We start from the raw sequence: 22,908 nt of genomic DNA on the forward strand, positions 1-22,908 counted from the left end.
CTGATTTGCGCAACAAAGCCGTATTGAAGGGAAAACCCTTATCGCGCTTGCTTGCTGAATCGGCAGGTCTTGCGCAAAAAACGAAAGCGATTCATAAAAGCGCGGCACTCGGCTCCGAAGCGAGTAAATTTCTTGACGGCGGTTTTGGACGGACAGGAAAGGCAGGGTATGGCGGCGTTCGCCGGATCATGCTGACGACAGCGGATAATCTCAAAGGAGGGCTGAAAATACAGATTATTGGGACAATCATCGACGTGTTCGTTGATGCGCATACCGTATATATTGACGAGAAGGGTAGTAAAGACTTGTCCGAATTTCTGGGTCGGGCTGGTGTTTCGATAGCAAAGGCTGGGTTGACTGCTGCCATAGGCAGTGCATTCGCAGCGGTCGGCATGGCAGGGGTAACAGCCCTGGGAGCTGCGGCGGGTCTCGCTGCCGCGCCTGTCGCTGTGGCGGTGCTGGTGGTGGTCGCTGGCTTAATTATTGCCGCCTATGCCGTCGATAAGCTCGACGAAGGCTTCAAAATCAAGCAAACAGTTGCTGAGTTCGCTAGATGAATATGTCAAGAAAATTGCTATCCAGGATTTACCTTTCGGCGTTTTTGTCGGCTGGAGCGAGCATTGGTGGATGGGCTATCACAAGCCGATTTGCGGGAGATGTGGCTGCCGCATCATTCTTATATCTCAGTATCCCGATTGTGATAGGAGTGCTGGTTCTTCAGGCAGTGCTTTTCATGAACATCAAAGACCGAGTATGTCACTTGGTGTTGTTTAATATTGTCTCGGCATTTGGCGTTCTATGGATGATGTTTTGTCTGGTCTTGCCATTACTCTGGATGGATTCGATCTATATGTCGGTCAGGATAGTAATATTCTGTGCCGCGCTTCTTTTGTTCTACTTGAACATCATTAAGGGATTAAGGAACTTTCGTTTGCGTTGGGGGAATATTGGGAGGGCACTGTTAGGCAAGCATTACAAGTCGGATCGTGGGCTTATCGCCTGGGAAGAAGTGATAGGTTCACTTAAGTTGTCGATATCATTCCATGTCCCTGGTATTCCCCAGAAGCTGGAACCCATACTGTCCGTCGTGCTCGTCATTTCGATGTTGGCCGGACTTTCCCTCAGAAAAATCTTCCCCACCTTCAGTATATTTGCTTGGAGTATCCCTTCCTTAATCTGCATAGCGACTATCTTGCAAATCGTGGGTGCTGCTTTGGGGCAGTACTTCGTTCTAAGGGAGCTGGAAAAAAAGGATAAAACAACGATCCATTTCGCTTAGCGCTCGACCGCACAGAAAGGCCAGCTCATTCGCTGGAGTATGGAACGCTTCAACCTTGAAATCGCTGACATCTGCACAACATGCAGATCTGATCACGTTTCGATGAGGAGCATCACCATGAGCCCATCCGATAGCCAGAAACTACATGACTTCCTCGGCCAGCTCGTCCAGGCCCGAGGCATCAAGAAAGACCCCGAAGCCGACGCGCTGATCCAGCGCGCGGTCGCACAACAGCCCGATGCCGCCTACCTGCTGGTGCAGCGTGTGCTGCTGATGGAACAAGCCCTCGACAGCGCTAAATCCCAGATCGCCGCACTGGAAAGCCAGCTGCAACAACAACAGCAGCAACAGACCAGCCGCGGCGGCTTCCTCGACCCGTATTCCTGGGGCAGCCGCAGGCACGCCAACCACCCGCAATCCCACCACATGCACTACCAGCACGCCATGCCCGGCTCGATGGGCCGCGGCATGGGCGGTTTCCTGCGTGGTGGCGGAAGTGGCGGCCTGCTCGGCTCGATCGCTGCGACCGCTGCCGGCGTGGCAGCCGGCAGCTTCCTGTTCCACGGCCTGGACAACCTGTTCCATGACCATGACGGAAACGGCGGCGCCCACCTGCTGGGAGGAGAAAACCTGTCAGGCGCCGACTTGTCGGGCAGCGCGCTGGCCGACCAGGCCGGCCTGAACGACATCGGCACGGGCGACAGCCTGCTCGACGGTGGTGACTTCGGTTCGGAAGGCAGCGGCGGCTTCTTCGACGGCGACGGTTCCGACGAAGGCCTGTTCGGCTGAGCGCCAGGCCGCCAAGGGCATCACATCTGCTGGAACAGATGGCCGTGATTGCGGCTCACCTCCAGCTCGCCGGGGAAGTTGCGCAGCCGGACCATCTGGCGTCCGCGCAGGTCGCGGAACACCTCGGCGATCGCATCCACCCGCACCAGGGTCGAGCGGTGGATGCGCCAGAACTCGTCCGGGTCCAGCTCGTCCGCCAGTTCCTTGAGCGTCTTGCGGATCAGGAGCTGGGCGGTCGCGGTCTGCACGCAGGTGTACTTGTCGTCGGCCTGGAAGAACAGGACCTCGCGCGTGCTGACCATGCGCAGGCTGCCGCCCACCTGGGCCTGGATCCACTTCAGGTAGTTCGGCTTGGCCGCGCCGCCCTGCTTGAGCAGGGTGCCCAGCTCGGCCAGCTGCGCGCCGATGTCCTGCGGCGCCCTGGTGAGCCGCGCGCGCAGGCGTTCGCAGGTGGTCTGCAGCCTTGCAGGCGTCACCGGCTTGAGCAGGTAGTCGATCGCTCCCTGTTCGAAGGCGTCGAGCGCGTATTGGTCGTAAGCGGTGGCGAACACGATGTGGCAGCGGTTGTACAGCTGGCGGGCGGCGTCGATGCCGCCCATGCCCGGCATGCGGATGTCGAGGAAGGCGATGTCGGGCTTGTGCAGCTCGGCCAGCTCCAGCGCTTCGGCGCCGTTGGCGGCTTCGGCCACGATGCGCAGTTCCGGCCAAGTTTCCGCCAGGCGCATGCGCAACTGGTCGCGCATCGGCGCTTCATCGTCGGCGATCAGTGCGGTGGGGCTGCTCTGGCTCATCAGTCGAACTCCGTCATGCGGTAAGGCAGGCGGATCGAGGCGCAGGCGCCGCCGCCAGGTGGCATTTCGATCACCAGCTCGGCATCCTTCCCGTACAGCAGGGCGAGGCGCTCGCGGATGTTGGCCAGGCCCACGCCTTCGTCGGCGTGCACGTCGATGCCGACACCGTCGTCGCACACGTCCACGTGCAGCGTGGCCACTTCGACATGGGCGCGGACCGTGATGGTGCCGCCGGCCACCTTCGGCTCCAGGCCATGCTTGATCGAATTCTCGATCAGGGTCTGCAGCATCATCGGCGGGAAGGGCGAGCTGCCCAGGAAATCGGGCACCTCGAAGCGCACCTGCAGGCGCTCCTTCATGCGCGCCTGCATGATCGCCAGGTAGGCGCGCGACAGCTCGACCTGCTTGCCGAGGGTGCCGCCGCCGCTAGAACGCATCTGCGGCAGCGAGGAGCGCAGGTATTCGATCAGGTGCGCGTGCACGCGCGCCGCTTCCTTCGGGTCGGTCTCGATCAGCTGGCCGATCAGGGCCAGCGTGTTGAACAGGAAGTGCGGTTCGACCTGGGCCTGCAGCGTCGCCATTTGCGCTTCCATCAGGCGGCGCTCCAGGGTGGCGACGTTGGCCTTGTCGGCGGCCTCGCGGGCGGTGAGCTCGGCGCGGCGCTTGCCGCCGGCCAGCACCTTGACGCCGAGCGAGATCAGGATGAACCACACCGCCGGTTCGGTCAGGTTGAACGAGATGCCGAAGACGAACACCAGGAACCAGGTCACGTACAGCTTGCGCCACTCGACCAGGGCCAGCCAGTCGAAGAAGCCCCACCACAGGGTGCTGGCTTCGCTGACGGCTTCGCGCACGAAGTCGAGTGCGCGGTTGATCGGGGTGGCGGTCATGACTTACTCCACGAGCTGGGCCGGACGGCGGCCGAACAGGGCGGTTGCGACGACTTTCAGCAGCAGGAAGGCGATGAACAGCGTGAGCGCCAGCGGCACGATGCTCAGGATCAGCGCCAGCCCGATCGACACCGCCAGCAGCGAGGGCCAGGACAGCGACGCCAGGGTGCGCGCGCCCGAGCGCAGGGCACGGTTGGCCTTGCGGGCGATGTCTTTCATGTCGGTCATGAACGTATCGAAGCGAGTGGGTTTCATGCGTGGTCCTCCGGTTGAGTCGATGGCGCCACTGTAGGCCCTGGGGCCGGATAGCGCCATGGTCATCCGACGAACGGTCGAAATCCCGGGTTTGTCGGTAGCGTGGGCGGATAAGCGGGACGGTATTTATCACTTTCGGGAGAGCGCTGCGCGGCTGCGCGCGTCCCAGTAGCTGCGCAGCAGCCCGTAGTTGACGGTGTCGGCCATCTGCCCGTGCATGAACCAGCGTTCCGGCATGTAGCCTTCCTTGCGAAAGCCCAGGCGTTCGAGCACGGCGGCCGAGGCGCCGTTGCGCGGGTCGATGTCGGCTTCCACGCGGTTCAGGCGCAGTTCGTGGAAACCGTAGTCGAGCGCCACCTCCAGCGCCTCGGTGGCGTAACCCTTGCCCCAATGCGGGCTGCCGAGCGCGTAGCCGAGTTCGCAGCGGCGGTTCTGCGGGAAGAAATGGTGCAGGTTGACGGTGCCGATGAGAAGGCCGGTCTCGGCCAGCTCGATGCCGAAGCGTACTTCCGACTGCTCGCGGTAGGCTTCCAGGGCCCGCGCGATCGCGCTTTCGGCAAAGGCGACCGAAGTCCACGGTTCGGCGCTCCAGTAGCGCACCACGGCGGGATCGGAGAACACGGCGAACAGGTCGGCAGCGTCAAGCATCGTCATGGGACGCAGGGTGAGGCGCTCGGTGGTGAGGATGGGCGTGGGATAGCTGAGCATGGCGAAATGATAACACTGCGCCGGGGCAGCGGCCTACCTCAGCCGGTAGAGGCGACCGCCCGCACCACCAGGTCGCCGATCAGGCGCTCGGCATCCTCGAAGTCCTTGCCGGTGAGTTCGGGCTTGTCCAGCACCAGCGCCATCTGGGCCGAGAAGTCGGCGTAGGACTGGGTCATGGCCCACAGCGCGAACAGCAGGTGGGTGGCGTCCACGCGGGCGATGCGGCCGTCCGCCATCCAGCGCTCGAAGACCTCGATGTCGCGGCGCAGCAGCGGCACCACGCGGGCGCGGATCTGCTCGCCGTAGAACTTGGCGCCGCCGATGACTTCCATCGCATACACGCGCGAGGCCCAGGGCTGCTCGCGCGAGAAGCGCAGCTTGGCGGCGACATAGGCGCGCAGCACGTCGGCCGGCTCGCCGCCGGCATCGGCAAGCTTGGCCATGCGCTCGAGCCAGTCGTCGAGCACGTCGTCGAGCACGCGCTGGTACAGGCCGTTCTTGGTCGGGAAGTAGTAGAGCAGGTTCTGCTTCGAGATGCCGGTCCGCTCGGCGACCGCGGCGATGCTGGTGCCGTCGAAGCCGCATTCGGCGAACAGGCGGGTGGCGGCGGCGAGGATGGCGCTTTCCAGCTTGTCGCGCCGCCTGGCGCTGTCGGTGACGTGGGTGTCCATGGTGTCCTCAGCGCTGTGCGCGCAGGAAGTCGAGCAGTTGCGGGTCGGCCGCGTAGGCGGCATTGAAGCGGAACCAGATGCCCTGGGGTTCGCGCTGCGTGAAGAATTCGCCCGGCGCCAGCAGGATGCCGGCCCTTAATGCGGCGTCGGCGATACTGCGGCCGTTTCTCGCCGCGCTCGGCGCTTCCGCCCAGCCGGCGCTGACGAACATGCCGCCGCGCGGCCGCGCCAGCGGGCGCAATCCCACATGGAGCAGGGCCTCCAGGGCGCGTTCGCGCGCGTCCTCCAGCTGGCTGGTCAAACGCTCGACCATGCGGCGGTAGCCGCGCGTGCCGGTGGCGTGGAAGACCGCGCGCTCGTTGATCTCGGACGTGGTCAGGCCCGCCACCATCTTCACGCGCAGCAGTTCCGGTATCAGGGAATGCGAGGCGCACAGCGAACCCACCCGCAGCACCGGCGACAGGGTCTTGGAAAAGCTGCCGACCCGGATCACGCGGCGCAGCCCGTCCATGGCCGCCAGCGACGCCTCGCCGGGGGCAGCCAGCTCGCGGTAGATGTCGTCTTCCACCAGCCAGAAATCGAACTGCTCGGCCAGCGCCAGCAGCCGGTGCGCCTGGGCCTGCGAGAGCGAGGTGCCGAGCGGGTTCTGGAGCACCGTGTTGACGAACATGAGCTTGGGATGCAGCAGGGCGGCCTGGCGCGCCAGTTCTTCCATGTCCAGCCCGGCCTCGCTGCGCGGGATGCCGACCGGGATGCAGCCGTGGTGGCGCACCAGCGACAGCAGGTTGCTGTAGCCGGGGTCTTCCACCAGCACCACGTCGCCGGGCCGCGTGAGGGTGCGCAGCACCAGGTCGAAGGCGTGGGTGGCGCCGTTGGTCAGCAGGATCTGCTCGGGCTCGACGGCGAACAGTTCGCCCGACAAGCTGGTGGCGAGGTACTGGCGCAGCGCGGGAAAGCCGAGCGGGTGGCCATAGCCGCGCAGGCGGCTGGCCGGGATCTTCATCGCATGGCGCACGGCATCGAGGATGGTATTTTCGCCATACCACTCGGGCGGCAGCCAGCCGGCGCCCACGGGCAGCGCCTCGGCCTGCCCACTGTACAGGTCGGGGGCGAGGGCGTCGATTTCCGATTGCAGGCTGGGTTGCGAAGCGCTCGGGGCGCAGGGCGCCTGCGGCAGGCTGCGCGCCACGAAGAATCCGGAACCGCGGCGCGAGGACAGCAGCCCCAGCTGGTGCAGCCGCTCGTAGGCTTCGACCACCGTGAATGTGCTGACGCCATTGCACTTTGCGAATTGTCTAACCGATGGCATTTTCGTACCAGCACCGAGCTGGCGCTCGTTTACCATCGTCGAGATAGTCCCGACGATCTGGTCGACCAGGCTGCCGCGCCCCTTCCGGTCGATGGCGAGCAGCGGCCATGCAGCCACTTCCGCTGTCATACTGGACGCCGGATGCAAGGTTTCAGAAGGAATAACCTCTGTCAGAACAGCTTCTTCCATCGCCACCACTCCACTGGACTGTACAGGTCATGTGGCCTGTACGGTTGGTCGGTTTTACCCTGGGTGTATCTGTGCCGGTGTTGCCTTGCTGACTATTATTGATCAATATTTTGCCAACTGGTAAAAATTTTTCGCCAATCAATGGCGGGGGAGAGACGCATGAACGAGTCCAGGCCCACCTCGATGTCCGCATTCTGGATGCCTTTTACGAATAACCGCGACTTCAAGGCCAGTCCGCGCCTGTTGGTCTCAAGCGAAGGGATGTACTACAAGGACGTGGACGGCAACAGCGTGCTCGACGGCACCGCCGGCCTCTGGTGCGTGCCCTGCGGCCATGCCCAGCCGCGCATCACCCAGGCCGTGAGCGAGATGGTCGGCCAACTCGACTTCGCGCCCACCTTCCAGATGGGCCACCCGGCCGCCTTCGACCTGGCCGAGCAGCTGATGGAGTACACCGGCCACAAGTTCGGCCACGTGTTCTATACCAACTCCGGTTCCGAGGCGGTGGACACCGCCCTCAAGATGGCGCTGGCCTACCACAAGGCGCGCGGCGAGGGCGGGCGCACCCGCCTGATCGGCCGCGAGCGCGGCTACCATGGCGTCGGCTTCGGCGGCCTGTCGGTGGGCGGCATCGGCAACAACCGCAAGAGCTTCGGCCCGCTGCTGCCGGGCGTGGACCACCTGCCGCACACGCATAACCTGTCGAAGAACGCCTTCTCGCGCGGCGAGCCGGATGTCGGCGCCGAGCTGGCCGACGAGCTGGAACGCCTGGTCACGCTGCACGACGCGTCGACCATCGCCGCCGTCATCATCGAGCCGGTAGCCGGCTCCACCGGCGTGCTGGTGCCGCCCAAGGGTTACCTGAAGCGCCTGCGCGAGATCTGCGACAAGCACGGCATCCTCCTGATCTTCGACGAAGTCATCACCGGTTTCGGCCGCCTGTGCACGCCTTTCGCCAGCGACTATTTCGGCGTCGAGCCGGACATGATGACGACGGCGAAGGGTCTGACCAACGGCGTGGTGCCGATGGGCGCCGTGTTCTCCAAGCGTTTCATCCACGACGCCTTCATGGAAGCGCCGGCCGGCATCGAGCTGTTCCACGGCTATACCTATTCGGGCCACCCGCTGGCCTGCGCAGCCTCGCTCGCCACGCTCGAGGTATTCCGCGAGCAGGGCATCATCGAAAACGCCAAGAGCCTGCAGCCGTATTTCGAAGACGCGCTGCATTCGCTGCGCGGCCTGCCGCACGTGATCGACCTGCGCTCGATCGGCCTGGTGGCCGGCATCGAGCTCGAACCCATCGCCGGCAAGCCGGGTGCGCGCGCCTACAGCGCCTTCAAGAAGGCCTTCGCCGACGGCATCCTGATCCGCGTGACCGGCGATATCATCGCGCTGTCGCCGCCGCTCATCCTGGACAAGCAGCACATCGACGAGCTGTTCGGCAAGCTGGCCAACATACTGAAAAACCTGGACTAGACACATGAATCTCATTTCGCACTTCATCAACGGCCAGCCGGCGCACGCCGAGGGCACGCGCCAGATCGATGTCTATAACCCGGCGCGCGGCGAGCCCTGCGCCCGGGTGGCGCTGGCCGAGCCGCGCGACGTCGATGCCGCGGTGTGCGCCGCGCTCGCCGCCTTTCCAGGCTGGGCCGCCACGCCGCCGCTGGCGCGGGCGCGCATCCTGTTCAAGTACCTGCAGCTGTGCCAGCAGCACACCGACGATTTCGCCGCCATGGTGGTGCGCGAACACGGCAAGACCTTCGCCGACGCCCAGGGAGAGGTCGCGCGCGGCATCGAGGTGGTGGAATTCGCGGTCGGCATCCCGCAGATGCTCAAGGGCGAATTCACCGACCAGATCGCGCGCGGCATCGACGCCTGGTCGATGCGCCAGCCGCTCGGCGTCGTGGCCGGCATCACGCCCTTCAACTTCCCGGTGATGGTGCCGATGTGGATGTTCCCGGTCGCCCTCGCGTGCGGCAACACCTTCGTCCTGAAACCCTCGGAACGCGATCCTTCGCCTTCGCTGCTGCATGCGCAGCTGCTGAAGGAAGCCGGCTTGCCGGACGGCGTGTTCAACGTGGTGCAGGGCGACAAGGTGGCGGTCGATGCGCTGCTCGACCATCCCGACATCCAGGCCATCAGCTTCGTGGGCTCGACCCCGATCGCCGAATACATCTATTCGCGGGGCTCGGCCGCGGGCAAGCGCGTGCAGGCCCTGGGCGGCGCCAAGAACCACATGGTGGTGATGCCGGACGCCGACATGGACATGGCGGTCGACGCGCTCATCGGCGCGGCCTACGGCTCGGCCGGCGAGCGCTGCATGGCGATCTCGGTGGCGGTGGCGATCGGCGACGCCGGCGACAAACTGGTCGCCGCGCTGGCCGAGCGCACCGCCAGGCTCAAGGTCGACGACGGCATGGCGCCGGGCGCCGAGATGGGCCCGGTCGTCACCAGCGCCGCCAGGGAGCGCATCGAACGCCTGATCGGCCAGGGCGTGGAGCAGGGCGCGACGCTCGTCGTCGACGGCCGCGGCTACCGCGTGGACGGCTGCCCGAACGGCTTTTTTGTCGGCGGCACCCTGTTCGACCACGTCACGCCCGACATGACGATCTACAAGGAAGAAATCTTCGGCCCGGTGCTGTGCGTGGTGCGCCTGCCGGACGTGGGGCGCGCGGTGGAACTCATCAACGCCAACGAATACGGCAACGGCGTCGCCATCTTCACGCGCGACGGCGGCGTGGCGCGCGAGTTCGTGCGCCAGATCGAGGTCGGCATGGTCGGCGTGAACGTGCCGCTGCCGGTGCCGATGGCCTTCAACAGCTTCGGCGGCTGGAAGCGCAGCCTGTTCGGCGACCACCATGCCTACGGACCGGAGGGAGTGCGCTTCTACACGCGCCACAAGGCGGTCATGGAGCGCTGGCCCAGCACTGCCAGCAGCGGACCGGAGTTCGCCTTCCCGCAAATGAAGTAGAGGTGGTGAATGCCCGGCAGGACCGGGCTGCAGCATGTCGTCGACCTACAACAAGAAGGGATGCACATGATCGAATCACTCCAGCACCTGCCACCCGCGGCAGGCTCGAACGGCGAGCTGGCCGCGCAGTTCACCGACCTGGCGCCGCCCTTCAGTGCGCGCCAGGCCGCCGTCGAGGCGGCGCGCTGCCTGTACTGCTACGACGCCCCCTGCATGAACGCCTGCCCGACCGGCATCGATGTCGCCGGCTTCATCAAGAACATCCATGACGGGAACGTCACTGGGGCCGCAGCGGGCATCCTGAAGGCGAACATCTTCGGCGGCAGCTGCGCCCGGGTATGTCCCACCGAGATCCTGTGCGAACACGCCTGCGTGCGCAACAACCCGGCCGAGCGCGAGCCGGTGCGCATCGGCCTGCTGCAGCGCTACGCGATCGACAACGCCCGTTTCGAGGGCCATCCCTTCCAGCGCGCACCAAGCACCGGCAAGGTGATCGCCGTGGTCGGCGCCGGTCCGGCCGGCCTGTCCTGCGCGCACCGCCTTGCGATGCTGGGCAACGACGTCGTCGTGTACGAGGCGCGTCCGAAAGCGGGCGGCCTGAACGAATTCGGCATCGCCAAGTACAAGCTGCCGGGCGATTTTGCCCAGCAGGAGGTGGACTTTCTGCTGTCGATCGGCGGCATCCACATCGAGTACGGCCGCCGGCTCGGCGACAACCTGAGCTTGGCCGAACTGCACACCCGCTACGACGCCGTTTTCCTGGGCATCGGTTTGCAGACCAGCCGGGCGCTCGGCCTGCTAGGGGAAAATGCGCCCGGCCTGATGGCGGCCATCGACTACATCGCCGCGCTGCGCCAGGCCAGCGACCTGTCGCTGCTCCCGGTGCCGCGCCGCGCGGTCGTCATCGGCGCCGGCAATACCGCGATCGACATGGCGGTGCAAATCAAACGCCTGGGCGCCGAGGACGTGACCCTGGTCTACCGCCGCGGCCTGGAATCGATGAGCGCGACCGGCCACGAGATCGAGATCGCCAAGGCGAATTTTGTCCGTATTCGCACCTGGGCAGCCCCGCTCGAGGTGCTGCTGGACGCAAGCGGCCGGGTATCCGGCATGCGCTTCGAACAGACCCGCATGGAAGAGGGACGCCTGGTGCGTACCGGCGGCTTGGTCGAGATCGCGGCCGACGCCGTGTTCAAGGCCATCGGCCAGGGCATGAGCGAAGAAGGTTTCAACGAACCGCTGGCGCGCGAACTGTCGCGCGAGGGCGAGCGCATCTGGATCGACAATCGCTTCCGCACCGCGCTGCCCGGCATCTATGCCGGCGGCGACTGCGTCGCGCCAGGGCAGGACCTGACGGTGCAGGCGGTCCAGCACGGCAAGCTGGCCGCAATGGCCATCCACGAAGACATCCAAGCAAAAACGGAGGCAGCATGGCCGACCTGAGCATCGATTTCTGCGGCATCAAGAGCCCGAACCCGTTCTGGCTGGCCTCCGCGCCGCCGACCGACAAGGCCTACAACGTCGTGCGCGCCTTCGAAGCGGGGTGGGGCGGCGTGGTGTGGAAGACCCTGGGCGAAGATCCGCCGGCGGTCAACGTGTCTTCGCGCTACTCGGCCCACTACGGCAAGAACCGCGAGGTCATCGGTTTCAATAATATCGAACTGATCACCGACCGCAGCCTGGAGATCAACCTGCGGGAGATCACCCAGGTCAAGAAGGACTGGCCGGACCGCGCCCTGATCGTCTCGCTGATGCTACCCTGCGAGGAAGCGCCCTGGGCGGCGATCCTGCCGCTGGTCGAAGCCACCGGCGCCGACGGCATCGAACTGAACTTCGGCTGCCCGCACGGCATGCCCGAGCGCGGCATGGGCGCCGCGGTGGGGCAGGTGCCGGACTACGTGCAAATGGTCACGGCCTGGTGCAAGAAGCACACGCGCCTGCCGGTGATCGTCAAGCTGACCCCGAACATCACCGACGTGCGCCATCCGGCACGCGCCGCGCTGGCCGGCGGCGCGGACGCGGTATCCTTGATTAACACGGTCAACTCGATCACCCACCTCGACCTGGACCGCATGGTGGCATTCCCGATCGTGGGCGGGGCCAGCACCCACGGCGGCTACTGCGGCTCGGCGGTCAAGCCGATCGCCCTGAACATGGTGGCCGAGATCGCGCGCGACCCGGCCACGCGCAACTTGCCGATCTCGGGCATCGGCGGCGTCCAGAACTGGCGCGACGCGGCCGAGTTCATCGCGCTGGGCGCCGGCTGCGTGCAGGTGTGCACTGCCGCGATGCTGCACGGTTTCCGCATCGTCGAAGAGATGAAGGACGGCCTGTCGCGCTGGATGGACAGCAAGGGCTATCCCGACATCGCGGCCTTCTCGCGCAAGGCGGTGCAGAACACGACGGACTGGAAGTATCTGGACATGAACTACCAGGTGATCGCACGGATCGACCAGGACAAGTGCATCAAGTGCGGCAAGTGCTACGTGGCCTGCGAAGACACTTCGCACCAGGCGATCGCGCGCCTGGTCGACGATGCGGGCACGCGCCGCTACGAGGTGAAGGATGCCGAATGCGTCGGCTGCAACCTGTGCGAGATCACCTGTCCGGTGGAGGCCTGCATCACCATGGTGCCGCAGGAGACCGGCAAGCCCTATATGAACTGGACGCAGGACCCGCGCAACCCGAGGGCCGAACCGGTTGCCGTTTGAACCGACGAAACCCCGCACCGCCGTAAGTACGATTGCGCTACACTCGGTCGCACATTTTCGCAACCGACGAGGAGAGTCCCCCCGTGACCACGCACCATGACGCGCCGACCGGCGCCAGTACCGAACTCTGGAACCACGACCTGGCCCCGACCACGGCCGCGCAGCGCACCTGGCGCTGGTATCACTTCGCGGCGCTATGGGTCGGCATGGTGATCAGCATCCCCGCCTACATGCTGGCGGCCAGCCTGATCGAAAGCGGGATGTCGGCCTGGCAGGCGGTGCTCACGGTGTTCCTGGCCAACGTGATCGTGCTGCTGCCAATGCTCCTGATCGGCCACGCCGGCACCAAGTACGGCATTCCGTACGCGGTACTGGCGCGCGCCTCTTTCGGCACCCGTGGCGCGCGGCTGCCCGCCCTGATGCGGGCGATCGTCGCCTGCGGCTGGTACGGCATCCAGACCTGGTTCGGCGGCAGCATGATCTACACGCTGCTGGGCGTGCTGCTCGGCGCCCCGATCGGCGGCGAGAACTTGCCGGGCCTGGGCATCAACCTCGGTCAGCTGGCCTGCTTCCTGGGCTTCTGGGCGATCCAGATGTACTTCATCGTGCACGGCATGGAATCGATCAGGAAGCTCGAAACCTATACCGCGCCGCTGAAGATCGCGATCTGCTTCCTGCTGCTGTGGTGGGTGTACGACAAGGTGGGCGGCTTCGGCCCGCTGCTCGGCCAGCCCTCCGCGTTCGTCGAGGGCGGACCGAAGGCCGGCCTGTTCTGGGCGGTGTTCTGGCCGTCGCTGACGGCGATGATCGGCTACTGGGCCACGCTGGCGCTGAACATCCCCGACTTCACCCGCTTCGCCAAGACCCAGCGCGACCAGGTGGTCGGCCAGACGCTCGGCCTGCCATTGCCGATGGGCCTGCTCGCGGCACTGGCCGTGACCGTCACCTCGGCCACCATCGTCCTGTACGGCAAGGCCCTGTGGGATCCGGTCGACGTGGCCAGCCGCATGACCGGCATCGCCGTGCTGGTGGCGCTCATCATCCTGCTGATCGACACCGCCAGCGTCAACCTGGCCGCCAACCTGGTGGGCCCGGCCTACGATTTTTCGGCGCTGTCGCCCAAACGCATCTCCTACCGCATCGGCGGCTACATCACGGCCGGCATCGCGCTCGCCATGATGCCCTGGAAGATACTCGAGACCACCCAGAACTACATCTTCATCTGGCTGACCGGCTACTCGGCCCTGCTCGGACCGATCGCCGGGATCATGATCGTCGACTACTACTTCGTGCGCAAAACAAAACTCGACGTCGACCAGCTCTACAACGAGGGCGGAAGCTACTCGTATAAAGGCGGCTGGAACGTGGCTGCCATCGTCGCCTTCGCGGCCGGCGTGTTGCCCAACCTTCCCGGCTTCCTGAACGCGGCGCTGCCGGACGCCTTCCCGAACGTGGGCGAGGCCTTCAAGACCATCTATACCTACGCCTGGTTCGTCGGCGTGGTGATCGCGGCCATCGTGTACGGACTGATGATGAAGGGCCGCACCGCGCCGGCGCCCCTGGCCGTGAATAACACAGCAAACAACTATCCAACCTGAAGGGAGAGTCATGACTACCTTGATCCGTGGCGGTACCGTCGTGAACGCCGACCGTGCGTTCCGCGCCGATGTGCTGTGTGTGGGGGACAGGATCGCGGCCGTGGGCGAGAACCTCGACGCGCCCGCGGGCGCGACGATCGTCGATGCCGGCGGCCAGTTCGTGATGCCGGGAGGGATCGACACCCATACCCACATGCAGCTGCCCTTCATGGGCACCGTCACGGCCGACGACTTCTTCAGCGGCACCGCGGCCGGCCTGGCCGGCGGCACCACCACCATCATGGATTTCGTGATTCCCGACCCGAAGCAGTCGCTGCTGGAGGCCTTCCACACCTGGCGCGGCTGGGCCGAGAAGTCGGCCGGCGACTACACCTTCCACGTCGCCGTCACCTGGTGGGGCCCCTCGGTGCACGAGGAGATGGGCGTGCTGGTGCGCGAGCACGGCGTCAACAGCTTCAAGCACTTCATGGCCTACAAGAATGCGATCATGGCCGATGACGAGACCCTGGTCAGGAGCTTTCGCCGCGCGCTGGAACTGGGCGCGATCCCGACCGTGCACGCCGAGAACGGCGAACTGGTCTACCAGCTGCAGCAAGAGCTTTTAATGAAGGGCATCCGCGGCGCCGAGGCCCATCCGCTCTCGCGCCCGCCGGAAGTGGAAGCCGAAGCCGCCAACCGCGCCATCGCCATCGCGGGCGTGCTCGGCACCCCGGTCTACATCGTCCACGTGTCCTGCGCCGAATCGCTGGAGGCGATTACCCGGGCGCGCGCCAAGGGGCAGCGCGTCTACGGCGAAGCGCTGGCCGGCCACCTCGTCATCGACGACAGCGTGTACCGCCATCCCGATCCCGAGTTCGCCCGCGCCCACGTGATGAGCCCGCCGTTTCGCAGCCGGCACCACCAGCAGGCGCTGTGGCAGGGCCTGCAGGGCGGGAACCTGCACACCACCGCCACCGACCACTGCACCTTCTGCGCCGAGCAGAAGGCGGCCGGCAAGGACGACTTCACCAGGATCCCGAACGGCTGCGGCGGCGTCGAGGAACGCATGGCGGTGGTCTGGGACGCCGGCGTGAACACGGGCCTGCTCACGCCCTCGGAATTCGTGCGCGTGACCTCCACCAACGCGGCCCAGATCTTCAACATGTACCCGCGCAAGGGCCTGGTCGCCGTCGGCGCCGACGCCGACATCGTGGTCTGGGACCCGAGCGGCACCCGCACGATCTCCGCCGCCACCCAGCATTCGAAAGGCGGCTTCAACGTCTTCGAAGGCCGCACGGTGCGCGGCGTCCCGACGCATACGGTCGCCAGGGGCAAGCTGGTGTTCGAGCGCGGCACATTGCGCGCCGAAGCCGGGGCAGGGCGCTACGTCGAGCGTCCCGCCTTTAGCGCCACCGTGGCTTGAACCCAAGGAGACCCTCATGGACGAACTGCGTATCAATGGCGAGCGCCTGTGGCAGTCGCTGATGGACCTGGCCGCGATCGGCGCCACGGACAAGGGCGGCGTCAAGCGCCTGGCCCTGACGGACCTGGACCGCCAGGGCCGCGACCTGGTCGTGCGCTGGGGCCGCGAGGCCGGGCTGGAAGTCACGGTCGACCAGATCGGCAACGTCTTCATGCGCCGTGAAGGGCGCAACGCGTCCGCGCTGCCGATCGTCACCGGCAGCCACGTCGACACCCAGCCGACCGGGGGCAAGTTCGACGGCAACTACGGCGTGCTGGCCGGGCTGGAAGTGGTGCGGACCCTGAACGAGCGCAACATCCAGACCGAGGCGCCGATCGAGGTCGCCTTCTGGACCAACGAGGAAGGCTCGCGCTTCGTGCCGGTGATGATGGGGTCGGGCGTGTTCTGCGGCGCTGTCAAGCTCGAGACGGCCTATGCGGCGGTCGATACCGAAGGCAAGAGCGTGCGCGAGGAGCTGGAACGCATCGGCTACCTGGGCGACGAAGTGCCGGGCAAGCACCCGATCGGCGCCTATTTCGAGACCCACATCGAGCAGGGGCCGGTGCTGGAAGACGCGGACAAGGTGATCGGCGTGGTGCCGGCCGTGATGGGCCTGTCCTGGTACGACTGCACCGTGACGGGCATGGAAGCGCATGCCGGCCCGACCCCGATGGGACTGCGGCGCGACGCGCTGCAGGTGGCGACGTCCATCATGCAGGAAGTGGTCGCCATCGCGAACCGCTACCCGCCTTATGGACGCGGGACGGTGGGCATGGTGCAGGTATTCCCGAACAGCCGCAACGTGATCCCGGGCCAGGTCAAGTTCAGCATCGACCTGCGCAACGTGAACGACGCGCTGCTCAACACCATGCACGAGGAGATGCTGGCCTTCGTGGCCAAGACCCGCAAGTACAGCGGCCTGGCCATCGAGGTCGAGCGGGTGTCCTATTACCCGCCTTGCCCCTTCCACCCGGATTGCGTGAACGCGGTGCGCGCCGCCACCGAAAAGCTGGGCTACTCGAGCATGGACGTGGTCTCGGGCGCCGGCCACGATGCCATCTACGCCGCCCGCGTGGCGCCGTCCGGCATGATCTTCGTGCCCTGCAAGGACGGCATCAGCCACAACGAGATCGAGGACGCCCAGCCGGCCCACCTGGAAGCCGGCTGCAACGTGCTGCTGCACGCAATGCTGGAACGGGCGGGTGTCGTGGGGTGATTGTCAGCCGGACGCCACCGTTCTTGCTTAAGTGGCATCATTCCCGGATGTGTTCGGGAGGAGCAGGATGGATTGGGTAGAGCGGAGCTGGCTGACGATACAGCATGAGTTTTCGGACCTCGGCAACGTCGAGGACATTACGCGCATCGTGGTGCGCCTGCTGGTGGCGGTCATCCTGGGCGGGATGCTCGGTTACGAGCGCGAATCGGTGGGCGCCTCGGCGGGCTTGCGCACCCACATGCTGGTGTCGCTGGGCGCGGCCCTGTTCGTGCTGATCCCGCTGCAGGCGGGCATGGAGATCGGCGACCTGTCGCGCGTGCTGCAGGGCGTCACCGCCGGCATCGGCTTCATCGGCGCCGGAGCTATCCTGAAGCAGACCGACAAGGAAGACGTCAAAGGCGTCACGACGGCCGCAAGCGTGTGGCTGAGCGCCGCCATCGGCATTGCCGCCGGCATGGGACGGGAAGCGACCGCCGTTCTGAGCGCCTTGTTCGCACTGGTGATCCTGGCGATCCTGAAAATGTCGCCGAAAGACGAATCGACACGCGCGACGAAGAAGTAAAGCTTATTGCCTGCTCATGCTTCCCAGGAAGCGGAGCAGCACTTCGCCCGCTACCTCGGCGTCGTCCGCCGTCATCGTCTCGAGCGGATTGTGGCTGATGCCGCCGTTGCCGCAGCGCGTGAACAGCATCGCCACCTCGGTGATGCTGGCCATCTCCATGGCATCGTGCCCGGCGCCGGACAGCAGCTCGAAGCGCGGCAGGCCGGCGGCCTCGATGGCCGCGCCCAGCCGGTCCATCAGGCGCGGCGCGCAGGGCGCGGCGTCGGCCTCCACCAGCTTCCACAGCTTTTCCTCGATGCCGCGGCGCGCGCAGATCGCGCTAATGCCTGCGAGGATGTCGTCCACCGCCGCCAGGCGCTCTTCATCGCTTGCCGCGCGGATGTCGAGCGACAGCCGGCACTGGCCCGGGATGACGTTCACGGAACCGGACGGCACCTCGAGCTGCCCGACCGTGCCGACCAGCGAGCCGCGCCCGCTGCAGCGCCCCTCGACCAGCAGCACGATCTCGGCGGCCGCGGCGGCGGCGTCGCGGCGCATGCCCATCGGGGTAGTGCCCGCATGGCTGGCCACGCCCGTTAGTTCGACCAGGTAGCGCGAGCTGCCGGCAATCGCCGTCACTACGCCCACCGGCAGGCCGCGTTCGAGCAGCACCGGCCCTTGCTCGATGTGGACTTCGACAAAGCCCAGCAGCGATGCCGGATCGCGTGCGATGGCGGGGATCGCCGCAGGATCGTGGCCGGCCGCCGCCAAGGCCGCGCGCATGCTCGTGCCCTCGCTGTCCTGCTGCTCGAGCAGGCTCGGGGCGAAGCGGCCGGTGACCGCGCTTGAGCCCAGGAAGGTGCATTGATACCGCACGCCTTCCTCTTCGGCGAAACCGATCACCTCGAGGTGGAAGGGCAGGCGTTCGCCGCGTCTGTGCAGGTGCCGCACCAGGGCGATGGGCAGCAGGATGCCGAGCCGGCCATCGTACTTGCCGCCATTGCGCACGGTGTCGTAGTGCGAGCCGGTGATGAGGGTCTTGGCATCCGGCTGCGCCGCCGCGTAGCGCCCGACCACGTTGCCGACCGCGTCGATGTGCGCGTCCATGCCGGCCGCGGTCATCCAGTCGCGCAGCTGGCTGGCGCTGCGCTGGTGTGACGGGGTCATGTAGGCGCAGGTAAGCCCATCGGGGCTATCGCTGATCGCGCCCAGCGTCTCGGCCCAGTCCATCACCTGCGGCCCGAAGAGCAGCTGCACCTTCAGCAGCTCGTTCAGACGGATCTCGGCGATGCGGTGCACCTGGCGCAGGCACTCGCGCATTTCGTCGCCGCGCGTGTTCTTCAGGCGCCGTGCGAAGGTCTCGATGATGGCGGCGCGGGTCAGGCCGCGTCCCGTCGGGCCCTTCACCGCCAGGATGAAGGGGAAGCCGAACTTCTCCTTGTATTGCGCGTTGAGCGCATGCAGCACGGCGTATTCCTCCGGGCTGCAGCGGTTCAGGCCGGACGCCGCCTGCTCGCCCGTGGATTCCGCCGTCAGTTCGCCGGCGATCGCCGCCTTGCCGGCCAGTTCCGGGTGGGCGCGCAGCAGCGCCAGCTGCTCGTCTTCGCTTGCCTGCGTGACGGTCGCCTGCAAGGCCTGCTTGAGGGCGGCGGCGCTGGCGAAGGGCCGCAGGCCGCTTGCACGCTCCGCTATCCACGGAGAGTGTTCGTAGATGCCGCGCAGCGCCTCGACGAAGGCGGCGGGTGGGCAGGTGTTCAGGTCCGACAGGGTGGTCATGGTTCGCATCGCCTCATGAGAGTCCATGATGATAGTTCCTGCAAGCCCCTCCGTTTATACGCCTGGTCAGATAAAGGGTATTGCGCGGCTTTGGTCTATTTTGCAACCAGCGCACGCGCCGCCGCACTGACCTGGTCGCGCAGCCACTTGTGTTCGGTCGACTGGTGCACCCGCTGGTGCCACAGCTGGTAGAAGCGCATCGGCGGGAACTTGATCGGCACGGTGAAGCTCTTGAGCGGCAGCGTGCGTTCGTAGAAGCGGATGAACTGGCGCCCGGTGGTCAGCACCAGGTCGCTCTGGGTCAGCATGTAGGGAATCACGCCGAAGTAGGGCGACTCGACCGCCACCTTGCGCTGCAGCCCCAGGCGGTCGAGGTGGGCGTCGATCACGCCGTGGTAGCCCGGCAGCATCTGCGAGGGCGCCACGTGCGGCAGCGCCAGGTAATCCTCGACGGTCATCGCATCGATCGCGGTGCGCTTGGCATACGGGCTGTCGGCGCGCATGGTGCAGATGATCGGGTCTTCGAACAGCTTGGACATGTGCAGGTGCGCGGGCGGCTCGTCCCAGTTGGCGATCACCAGGTCCATCTCGCCATCGGACAGCATGCGCAGGTAGTCCAGGCCCGGTCCCAGGCTGTGGATCACCACCTTGCTGTTGGGCGAACCGCGCCGCAGCGCCGCCACCACGTTCGGCAGGAACTGGGTGTCGAGGTAGTCGGGCGCGGCGATGTGGAAGGTGCGCGTCGCTTCCTCCGGCACGAAGGGCGACTTGCGCACGAACAGGCTCTCGGTTTCGTCGAGGATGCGCTTGGCCGGCTTGAGCAGGCTCTCGCCGTGCTGGGTCGGCACCATGCCGCGCGCGCCGCGCACCAGCAGCGGATCGCCGGTCAGCTCGCGCAGTTTGCGCAGCGAGGCCGAGATCGAGGGCTGCGGCTGGTTCAGCTTGAGCGCCACGCGCGAGACGTTCTTCTCCTGCAGCAGCAGGTAGAGGATGCGGATCAGGTGCAGGTCAAGATGCTGGGGCAGGCTGGCCATGGGGGCGTATATCAATACAGTTATGTCGAATATACGCTAAATTTCATGTTGCAGAAATTGAAATCACGTTATCGTCGAGGGATACTCGACAAGGACGCTTCTATGGATGGTTTCGGTTATCTCGGCCCGTATGCCCTGGAGTGGTTCAACATGCTGGTGCGCTGGCTGCACATCATCACGGGCATCGCCTGGATCGGCGCGTCCTTCTACTTCGTCTGGCTCGACAACACCATCCGCCCGCCGGCGCCGGGCTCCGAGCTGGCCAGGAAGGGCGTGGCCGGCGAGCTGTGGGCGGTGCATGGCGGCGGTTTCTACAATCCGCAAAAGTACCTGGTGGCGCCCGCCGAGTTGCCGAAAGAGCTCCACTGGTTCAAGTGGGAAGCCTATTCCACCTGGATCTCCGGCTTCGCGCTGCTGGTCATCGTCTACTACCTGAACGCGCAGGCCATGATGGTCGACCGCAGCGTGGCAGATTTGACCAGCTGGCAGGCCGTTGGCATTGGACTGGCCAGCCTGGTGGTCGGCTGGATCGTCTACGACCTGCTGTGCCGTTCCCCGCTGGGCAAGCACGACCTGGCCTTCGGCCTCACCATCTTCGCCTTCCTGGTCTTGAGCAGCTATGTGCTCACCCACCTGCTCAGCGGCCGCGCCGCCTACCTGCACGTGGGGGCGATGATCGGCACCATGATGGTGGCGAACGTGGCGATGCTGATCATTCCCGGCCAGCGCAAGATGGTGAACGCCATGATGGCCGGCGAGAAGCCGGACCCCATCCACGGCATCAAGGCCAAGCAGCGCAGCGTCCACAACAACTACTTCACGCTGCCGGTGCTGTTCATCATGATCAGCAACCACTACGCGATGACCTACCGTCACGAATACTCATGGGCGGTGCTGGGCGTGATCATGGCGGCGGGCGTCCTGATCCGCCACTTCTTCAACCTGCGCCACAAGGGCCGGGTCGAGTGGAAGTATCCGGCGGCGGGCGTGGCCCTCCTGGCGATCCTGGCCTTCGCCATCGCGCCCAAGGCGCCGGTAGCGGTCAAGGCGCAAACCGGCGCGGACGACGCCGCCCGCTTCGCCCAGGTGCGCACCATCATCGACCAGCGCTGCGTGTCCTGCCACGCGCAGCACCCGACCCAGCCGGGCTTCGCAACGGCCCCAAGCGGCGTGATGCTGCATACCCCCGAACTCGTGAGCCAGAACGCGCAGCGCATCTACCAGCAGACCGTGCAGATAAAGGCGATGCCGCTGGCGAACCTCACCAACATGACCGATGCGGAACGGGCGCAGGTCGGCGCCTGGTTCGAAGCGGGCGCAAAAACCGGACAACACTGATGAACGATCAAGCACAGCAACGACTCCTGCAATGGATCGACGAGCACTTCGACGAGCAGGTCGGCTTCCTGCAGCAGGTCATCCGCATTCCCACCGATACGCCGCCGGGAAACAATGCGCCGCATGCCGAAGCGGTGGCGGCGATGCTCGCGCAATACGGCTGGAACGCCGAGCAGCATGCGGTGCCGCAGCAGCAGGTGCGCGACTACGGCATGGAAAGCATCACCAACCTGATCGTGCGCCGCCCCTATGGCGCGGGCGGCCCGACGCTGGCGCTGAACGCCCACGGCGACGTGGTGCCGCCGGGCGAGGGCTGGACCAAATCGCCCTACGGCGCCGAGATCGTTGACGGCGCCATCTACGGCCGCGCCGCGGCGGTCTCGAAGAGCGACTTCGCCACCTATGTCTTCGCCGTGCGCGCGCTGGAAGCGCTGGGCCTGCCGCTCAAGGGGGCGCTCGAGCTGCACTTCACCTACGACGAGGAATTCGGCGGCCTGCTCGGCCCGGGCTGGCTGCTGGAACAGAACCTGACCCGCCCCGACTACGTGATCGCGGCCGGCTTCAGCTACAACATCGTCACCGCCCACAACGCCTGCCTGCAGCTGGAGATCACGGTGCACGGCAAGGCCGGCCACGGCGCCATGCCGGAAACGGCAGTGGACGCGCTGCAGGCCGCCACCCGCATCCTGAACGCGATCTACGGCCAACTGCCCGAACTCAAGAAGATCAAGTCGCAGGTACCCGGCATCGATTCGCCCACCATGCTGGTCGGCCGCATCGATGGCGGCACCAATACCAATGTGGTGCCGGGCAAGGTGGTCATGAAGATGGACCGCCGCATGATCCCGGAAGAAGACCCGGTGGCGGTGGAAGCGCAGGTGCGCGCCCTGATCGAAGGCGCGGTGGCCGGCATGCCCGGCATCCGGCTGGAGATCCGGCGCCTGCTGCTCTCGCATGCGCTGCGCCCGCTGCCCGGTTCCGACAAGCTGGTGGACAGCCTGCAGCGCCACGGCCGCGCCATCCTCGGTGAAGAGATCACGGCCCAGGGCACGCCGCTGTACGCGGATGCGCGCCTGTACGGCGAGCGCGGCATCCCAGCGGTGATGTACGGCGCCGGGCCGCGCACGGTCTCGGCGTCGAACGCCAAGAAGGCCGACGAGCATGTTCAGCTGGAGGATCTGCGCAAGGCCACCAAGGTGGTGGCGCTGACGCTACTGGACTTCCTGTCGGACCAATGAAAAGTAGGGTGTGCGGCTTGTCCGCCCACGCGGTGATCGCTACCGGCTCCGTTATCGCGCCGAATGATCTCGGCGCAAACTATCTCCGCGTGGGCGGGAGACCCGCCCACCCTACAAAAAAGGCGCCCGGAGGCGCCTTAATGCCGTTCAGTTAAGGTAG

General features: G+C 65.8%; 21 protein-coding genes. 13 read left to right on the plus strand and 8 right to left on the minus strand.

The window, feature by feature from the left end:
• From B2R83_RS20735 to B2R83_RS20745, 3 genes are all read left to right on the plus strand, one after another.
• Positions 1-557, plus strand: a 557-nt coding sequence (locus tag B2R83_RS20735) for a hypothetical protein (RefSeq protein ID WP_292044565.1), incomplete at its 5' end; no start/stop codon positions are given.
• On the plus strand, positions 554-1,279 hold the full coding sequence (locus tag B2R83_RS20740; protein ID WP_292044567.1) for a hypothetical protein: 726 nt from the start codon (positions 554-556) through the stop codon (positions 1,277-1,279). The genes B2R83_RS20735 and B2R83_RS20740, both read left to right, overlap by 4 nt.
• A gap of 117 nt (positions 1,280-1,396) precedes the next feature.
• Positions 1,397-2,068, plus strand: a complete 672-nt coding sequence (locus B2R83_RS20745; RefSeq protein WP_292044569.1) for a DUF2076 family protein — start codon at positions 1,397-1,399, stop codon at positions 2,066-2,068.
• Between the two features lie 20 nt (positions 2,069-2,088).
• On the opposite strand, the gene B2R83_RS20750 is transcribed toward B2R83_RS20745, so the two are convergent.
• From B2R83_RS20750 to B2R83_RS20775, 6 genes are all read right to left on the minus strand, one after another.
• Positions 2,089-2,859, minus strand: coding sequence for a LytR/AlgR family response regulator transcription factor (locus B2R83_RS20750; RefSeq protein ID WP_292044571.1), 771 nt, complete (start codon positions 2,857-2,859; stop codon positions 2,089-2,091).
• On the minus strand, positions 2,859-3,749 hold the full coding sequence (locus tag B2R83_RS20755; protein ID WP_292044573.1) for a sensor histidine kinase: 891 nt from the start codon (positions 3,747-3,749) through the stop codon (positions 2,859-2,861). The genes B2R83_RS20750 and B2R83_RS20755 overlap by 1 nt, the downstream gene beginning before the upstream one ends.
• 3 nt (positions 3,750-3,752) lie before the next feature.
• Entirely contained in the window at positions 3,753-4,004 is a 252-nt protein-coding gene (locus B2R83_RS20760; protein WP_292044576.1) for a hypothetical protein, read from the minus strand.
• 129 nt (positions 4,005-4,133) lie between these two features.
• Positions 4,134-4,712, minus strand: coding sequence for a GNAT family N-acetyltransferase (locus B2R83_RS20765; RefSeq protein ID WP_292044578.1), 579 nt, complete (start codon positions 4,710-4,712; stop codon positions 4,134-4,136).
• A 38-nt stretch (positions 4,713-4,750) separates the two neighbouring features.
• The gene (locus B2R83_RS20770) at positions 4,751-5,383 is read right to left on the minus strand and encodes a TetR/AcrR family transcriptional regulator (RefSeq protein ID WP_292044580.1); all 633 of its coding nucleotides are present in this window, start codon (positions 5,381-5,383) and stop codon (positions 4,751-4,753) included.
• 7 nt (positions 5,384-5,390) lie between these two features.
• Entirely contained in the window at positions 5,391-6,821 is a 1,431-nt protein-coding gene (locus tag B2R83_RS20775) for a PLP-dependent aminotransferase family protein (RefSeq protein ID WP_292044582.1), read from the minus strand.
• A gap of 219 nt (positions 6,822-7,040) precedes the next feature.
• Between B2R83_RS20775 and B2R83_RS20780 the strand changes: the two genes are divergently transcribed.
• The 8 genes from B2R83_RS20780 to B2R83_RS20815 all read left to right on the plus strand — a co-directional run bounded on the left by B2R83_RS20780 (position 7,041) and on the right by B2R83_RS20815 (position 17,383).
• Positions 7,041-8,357: an aspartate aminotransferase family protein gene (locus B2R83_RS20780; RefSeq protein ID WP_292044583.1), complete on the plus strand. Its 1,317-nt coding sequence runs from the start codon at positions 7,041-7,043 to the stop codon at positions 8,355-8,357.
• A 4-nt stretch (positions 8,358-8,361) separates the two neighbouring features.
• Positions 8,362-9,855: a CoA-acylating methylmalonate-semialdehyde dehydrogenase gene (locus tag B2R83_RS20785; protein WP_292044585.1), complete on the plus strand. Its 1,494-nt coding sequence runs from the start codon at positions 8,362-8,364 to the stop codon at positions 9,853-9,855.
• A gap of 66 nt (positions 9,856-9,921) precedes the next feature.
• Positions 9,922-11,298 carry an NAD(P)-dependent oxidoreductase gene (locus B2R83_RS20790; protein ID WP_292044587.1) on the plus strand — a complete coding sequence of 459 codons (1,377 nt, stop codon included), beginning with the start codon at positions 9,922-9,924 and terminating at the stop codon, positions 11,296-11,298.
• Positions 11,286-12,566 carry an NAD-dependent dihydropyrimidine dehydrogenase subunit PreA gene (gene preA / locus B2R83_RS20795; protein WP_292044589.1) on the plus strand — a complete coding sequence of 427 codons (1,281 nt, stop codon included), beginning with the start codon at positions 11,286-11,288 and terminating at the stop codon, positions 12,564-12,566. The genes B2R83_RS20790 and preA overlap by 13 nt, the downstream gene beginning before the upstream one ends.
• An 83-nt stretch (positions 12,567-12,649) precedes the next feature.
• Positions 12,650-14,164 carry an NCS1 family nucleobase:cation symporter-1 gene (locus B2R83_RS20800; protein ID WP_292044591.1) on the plus strand — a complete coding sequence of 505 codons (1,515 nt, stop codon included), beginning with the start codon at positions 12,650-12,652 and terminating at the stop codon, positions 14,162-14,164.
• Positions 14,165-14,174: 10 nt separating this feature from the next.
• The gene (gene hydA / locus B2R83_RS20805) at positions 14,175-15,566 is read left to right on the plus strand and encodes a dihydropyrimidinase (RefSeq protein WP_292044593.1); all 1,392 of its coding nucleotides are present in this window, start codon (positions 14,175-14,177) and stop codon (positions 15,564-15,566) included.
• A 16-nt stretch (positions 15,567-15,582) separates the two neighbouring features.
• Positions 15,583-16,821 (plus strand): Zn-dependent hydrolase, encoded by a 1,239-nt coding sequence (locus B2R83_RS20810; protein ID WP_292044595.1) that lies wholly within the window; start codon positions 15,583-15,585, stop codon positions 16,819-16,821.
• 67 nt (positions 16,822-16,888) lie between these two features.
• A complete protein-coding gene (locus B2R83_RS20815; RefSeq protein WP_292044596.1) occupies positions 16,889-17,383 on the plus strand; it encodes an MgtC/SapB family protein in 495 nt (164 codons plus the stop codon).
• 3 nt (positions 17,384-17,386) lie between these two features.
• Here B2R83_RS20815 and B2R83_RS20820 read toward each other — a convergent pair whose 3' ends face one another.
• Both B2R83_RS20820 and B2R83_RS20825 read right to left on the minus strand, forming a co-directional pair.
• Positions 17,387-19,138 carry an allantoate amidohydrolase gene (locus B2R83_RS20820; RefSeq protein ID WP_292044598.1) on the minus strand — a complete coding sequence of 584 codons (1,752 nt, stop codon included), beginning with the start codon at positions 19,136-19,138 and terminating at the stop codon, positions 17,387-17,389.
• 95 nt (positions 19,139-19,233) lie between these two features.
• Positions 19,234-20,172, minus strand: a complete 939-nt coding sequence (locus B2R83_RS20825; protein ID WP_292044600.1) for a LysR substrate-binding domain-containing protein — start codon at positions 20,170-20,172, stop codon at positions 19,234-19,236.
• A 102-nt stretch (positions 20,173-20,274) separates the two neighbouring features.
• Between B2R83_RS20825 and B2R83_RS20830 the strand changes: the two genes are divergently transcribed.
• Together B2R83_RS20830 and B2R83_RS20835 are read left to right on the plus strand one after the other, a co-directional pair.
• Positions 20,275-21,510: a urate hydroxylase PuuD gene (locus tag B2R83_RS20830; protein ID WP_292044602.1), complete on the plus strand. Its 1,236-nt coding sequence runs from the start codon at positions 20,275-20,277 to the stop codon at positions 21,508-21,510.
• Entirely contained in the window at positions 21,510-22,748 is a 1,239-nt protein-coding gene (locus B2R83_RS20835) for a M20/M25/M40 family metallo-hydrolase (RefSeq protein WP_292044603.1), read from the plus strand. The genes B2R83_RS20830 and B2R83_RS20835 overlap by 1 nt, the downstream gene beginning before the upstream one ends.
• Positions 22,749-22,908: the final 160 nt, after the last annotated feature.

Source organism: Massilia sp. UBA6681 (genome assembly GCF_002454935.1).
GTDB lineage: Bacteria > Pseudomonadota > Gammaproteobacteria > Burkholderiales > Burkholderiaceae_D > Telluria > Telluria varians.

Bases quoted from the DNA above. Each gene is read 5' to 3' on its own strand.
- B2R83_RS20820 (WP_292044598.1), bottom strand. From the start codon at position 19,138: ATGACCACCCTGTCGGACCTGAACACCTGCCCACCCGCCGCCTTCGTC.
- B2R83_RS20825 (WP_292044600.1), bottom strand. From the start codon at position 20,172: ATGGCCAGCCTGCCCCAGCATCTTGACCTGCACCTGATCCGCATCCTC.
- B2R83_RS20810 (WP_292044595.1), top strand. From the start codon at position 15,583: ATGGACGAACTGCGTATCAATGGCGAGCGCCTGTGGCAGTCGCTGATG.
- hydA (WP_292044593.1), top strand. From the start codon at position 14,175: ATGACTACCTTGATCCGTGGCGGTACCGTCGTGAACGCCGACCGTGCG.
- B2R83_RS20835 (WP_292044603.1), top strand. From the start codon at position 21,510: ATGAACGATCAAGCACAGCAACGACTCCTGCAATGGATCGACGAGCAC.
- B2R83_RS20765 (WP_292044578.1), bottom strand. From the start codon at position 4,712: ATGCTCAGCTATCCCACGCCCATCCTCACCACCGAGCGCCTCACCCTG.
- B2R83_RS20780 (WP_292044583.1), top strand. From the start codon at position 7,041: ATGAACGAGTCCAGGCCCACCTCGATGTCCGCATTCTGGATGCCTTTT.
- B2R83_RS20750 (WP_292044571.1), bottom strand. From the start codon at position 2,859: ATGAGCCAGAGCAGCCCCACCGCACTGATCGCCGACGATGAAGCGCCG.
- B2R83_RS20770 (WP_292044580.1), bottom strand. From the start codon at position 5,383: ATGGACACCCACGTCACCGACAGCGCCAGGCGGCGCGACAAGCTGGAA.
- B2R83_RS20740 (WP_292044567.1), top strand. From the start codon at position 554: ATGAATATGTCAAGAAAATTGCTATCCAGGATTTACCTTTCGGCGTTT.
- B2R83_RS20745 (WP_292044569.1), top strand. From the start codon at position 1,397: ATGAGCCCATCCGATAGCCAGAAACTACATGACTTCCTCGGCCAGCTC.
- B2R83_RS20815 (WP_292044596.1), top strand. From the start codon at position 16,889: ATGGATTGGGTAGAGCGGAGCTGGCTGACGATACAGCATGAGTTTTCG.
- B2R83_RS20830 (WP_292044602.1), top strand. From the start codon at position 20,275: ATGGATGGTTTCGGTTATCTCGGCCCGTATGCCCTGGAGTGGTTCAAC.
- preA (WP_292044589.1), top strand. From the start codon at position 11,286: ATGGCCGACCTGAGCATCGATTTCTGCGGCATCAAGAGCCCGAACCCG.
- B2R83_RS20775 (WP_292044582.1), bottom strand. From the start codon at position 6,821: ATGACAGCGGAAGTGGCTGCATGGCCGCTGCTCGCCATCGACCGGAAG.
- B2R83_RS20790 (WP_292044587.1), top strand. From the start codon at position 9,922: ATGATCGAATCACTCCAGCACCTGCCACCCGCGGCAGGCTCGAACGGC.
- B2R83_RS20785 (WP_292044585.1), top strand. From the start codon at position 8,362: ATGAATCTCATTTCGCACTTCATCAACGGCCAGCCGGCGCACGCCGAG.
- B2R83_RS20760 (WP_292044576.1), bottom strand. From the start codon at position 4,004: ATGAAACCCACTCGCTTCGATACGTTCATGACCGACATGAAAGACATC.
- B2R83_RS20755 (WP_292044573.1), bottom strand. From the start codon at position 3,749: ATGACCGCCACCCCGATCAACCGCGCACTCGACTTCGTGCGCGAAGCC.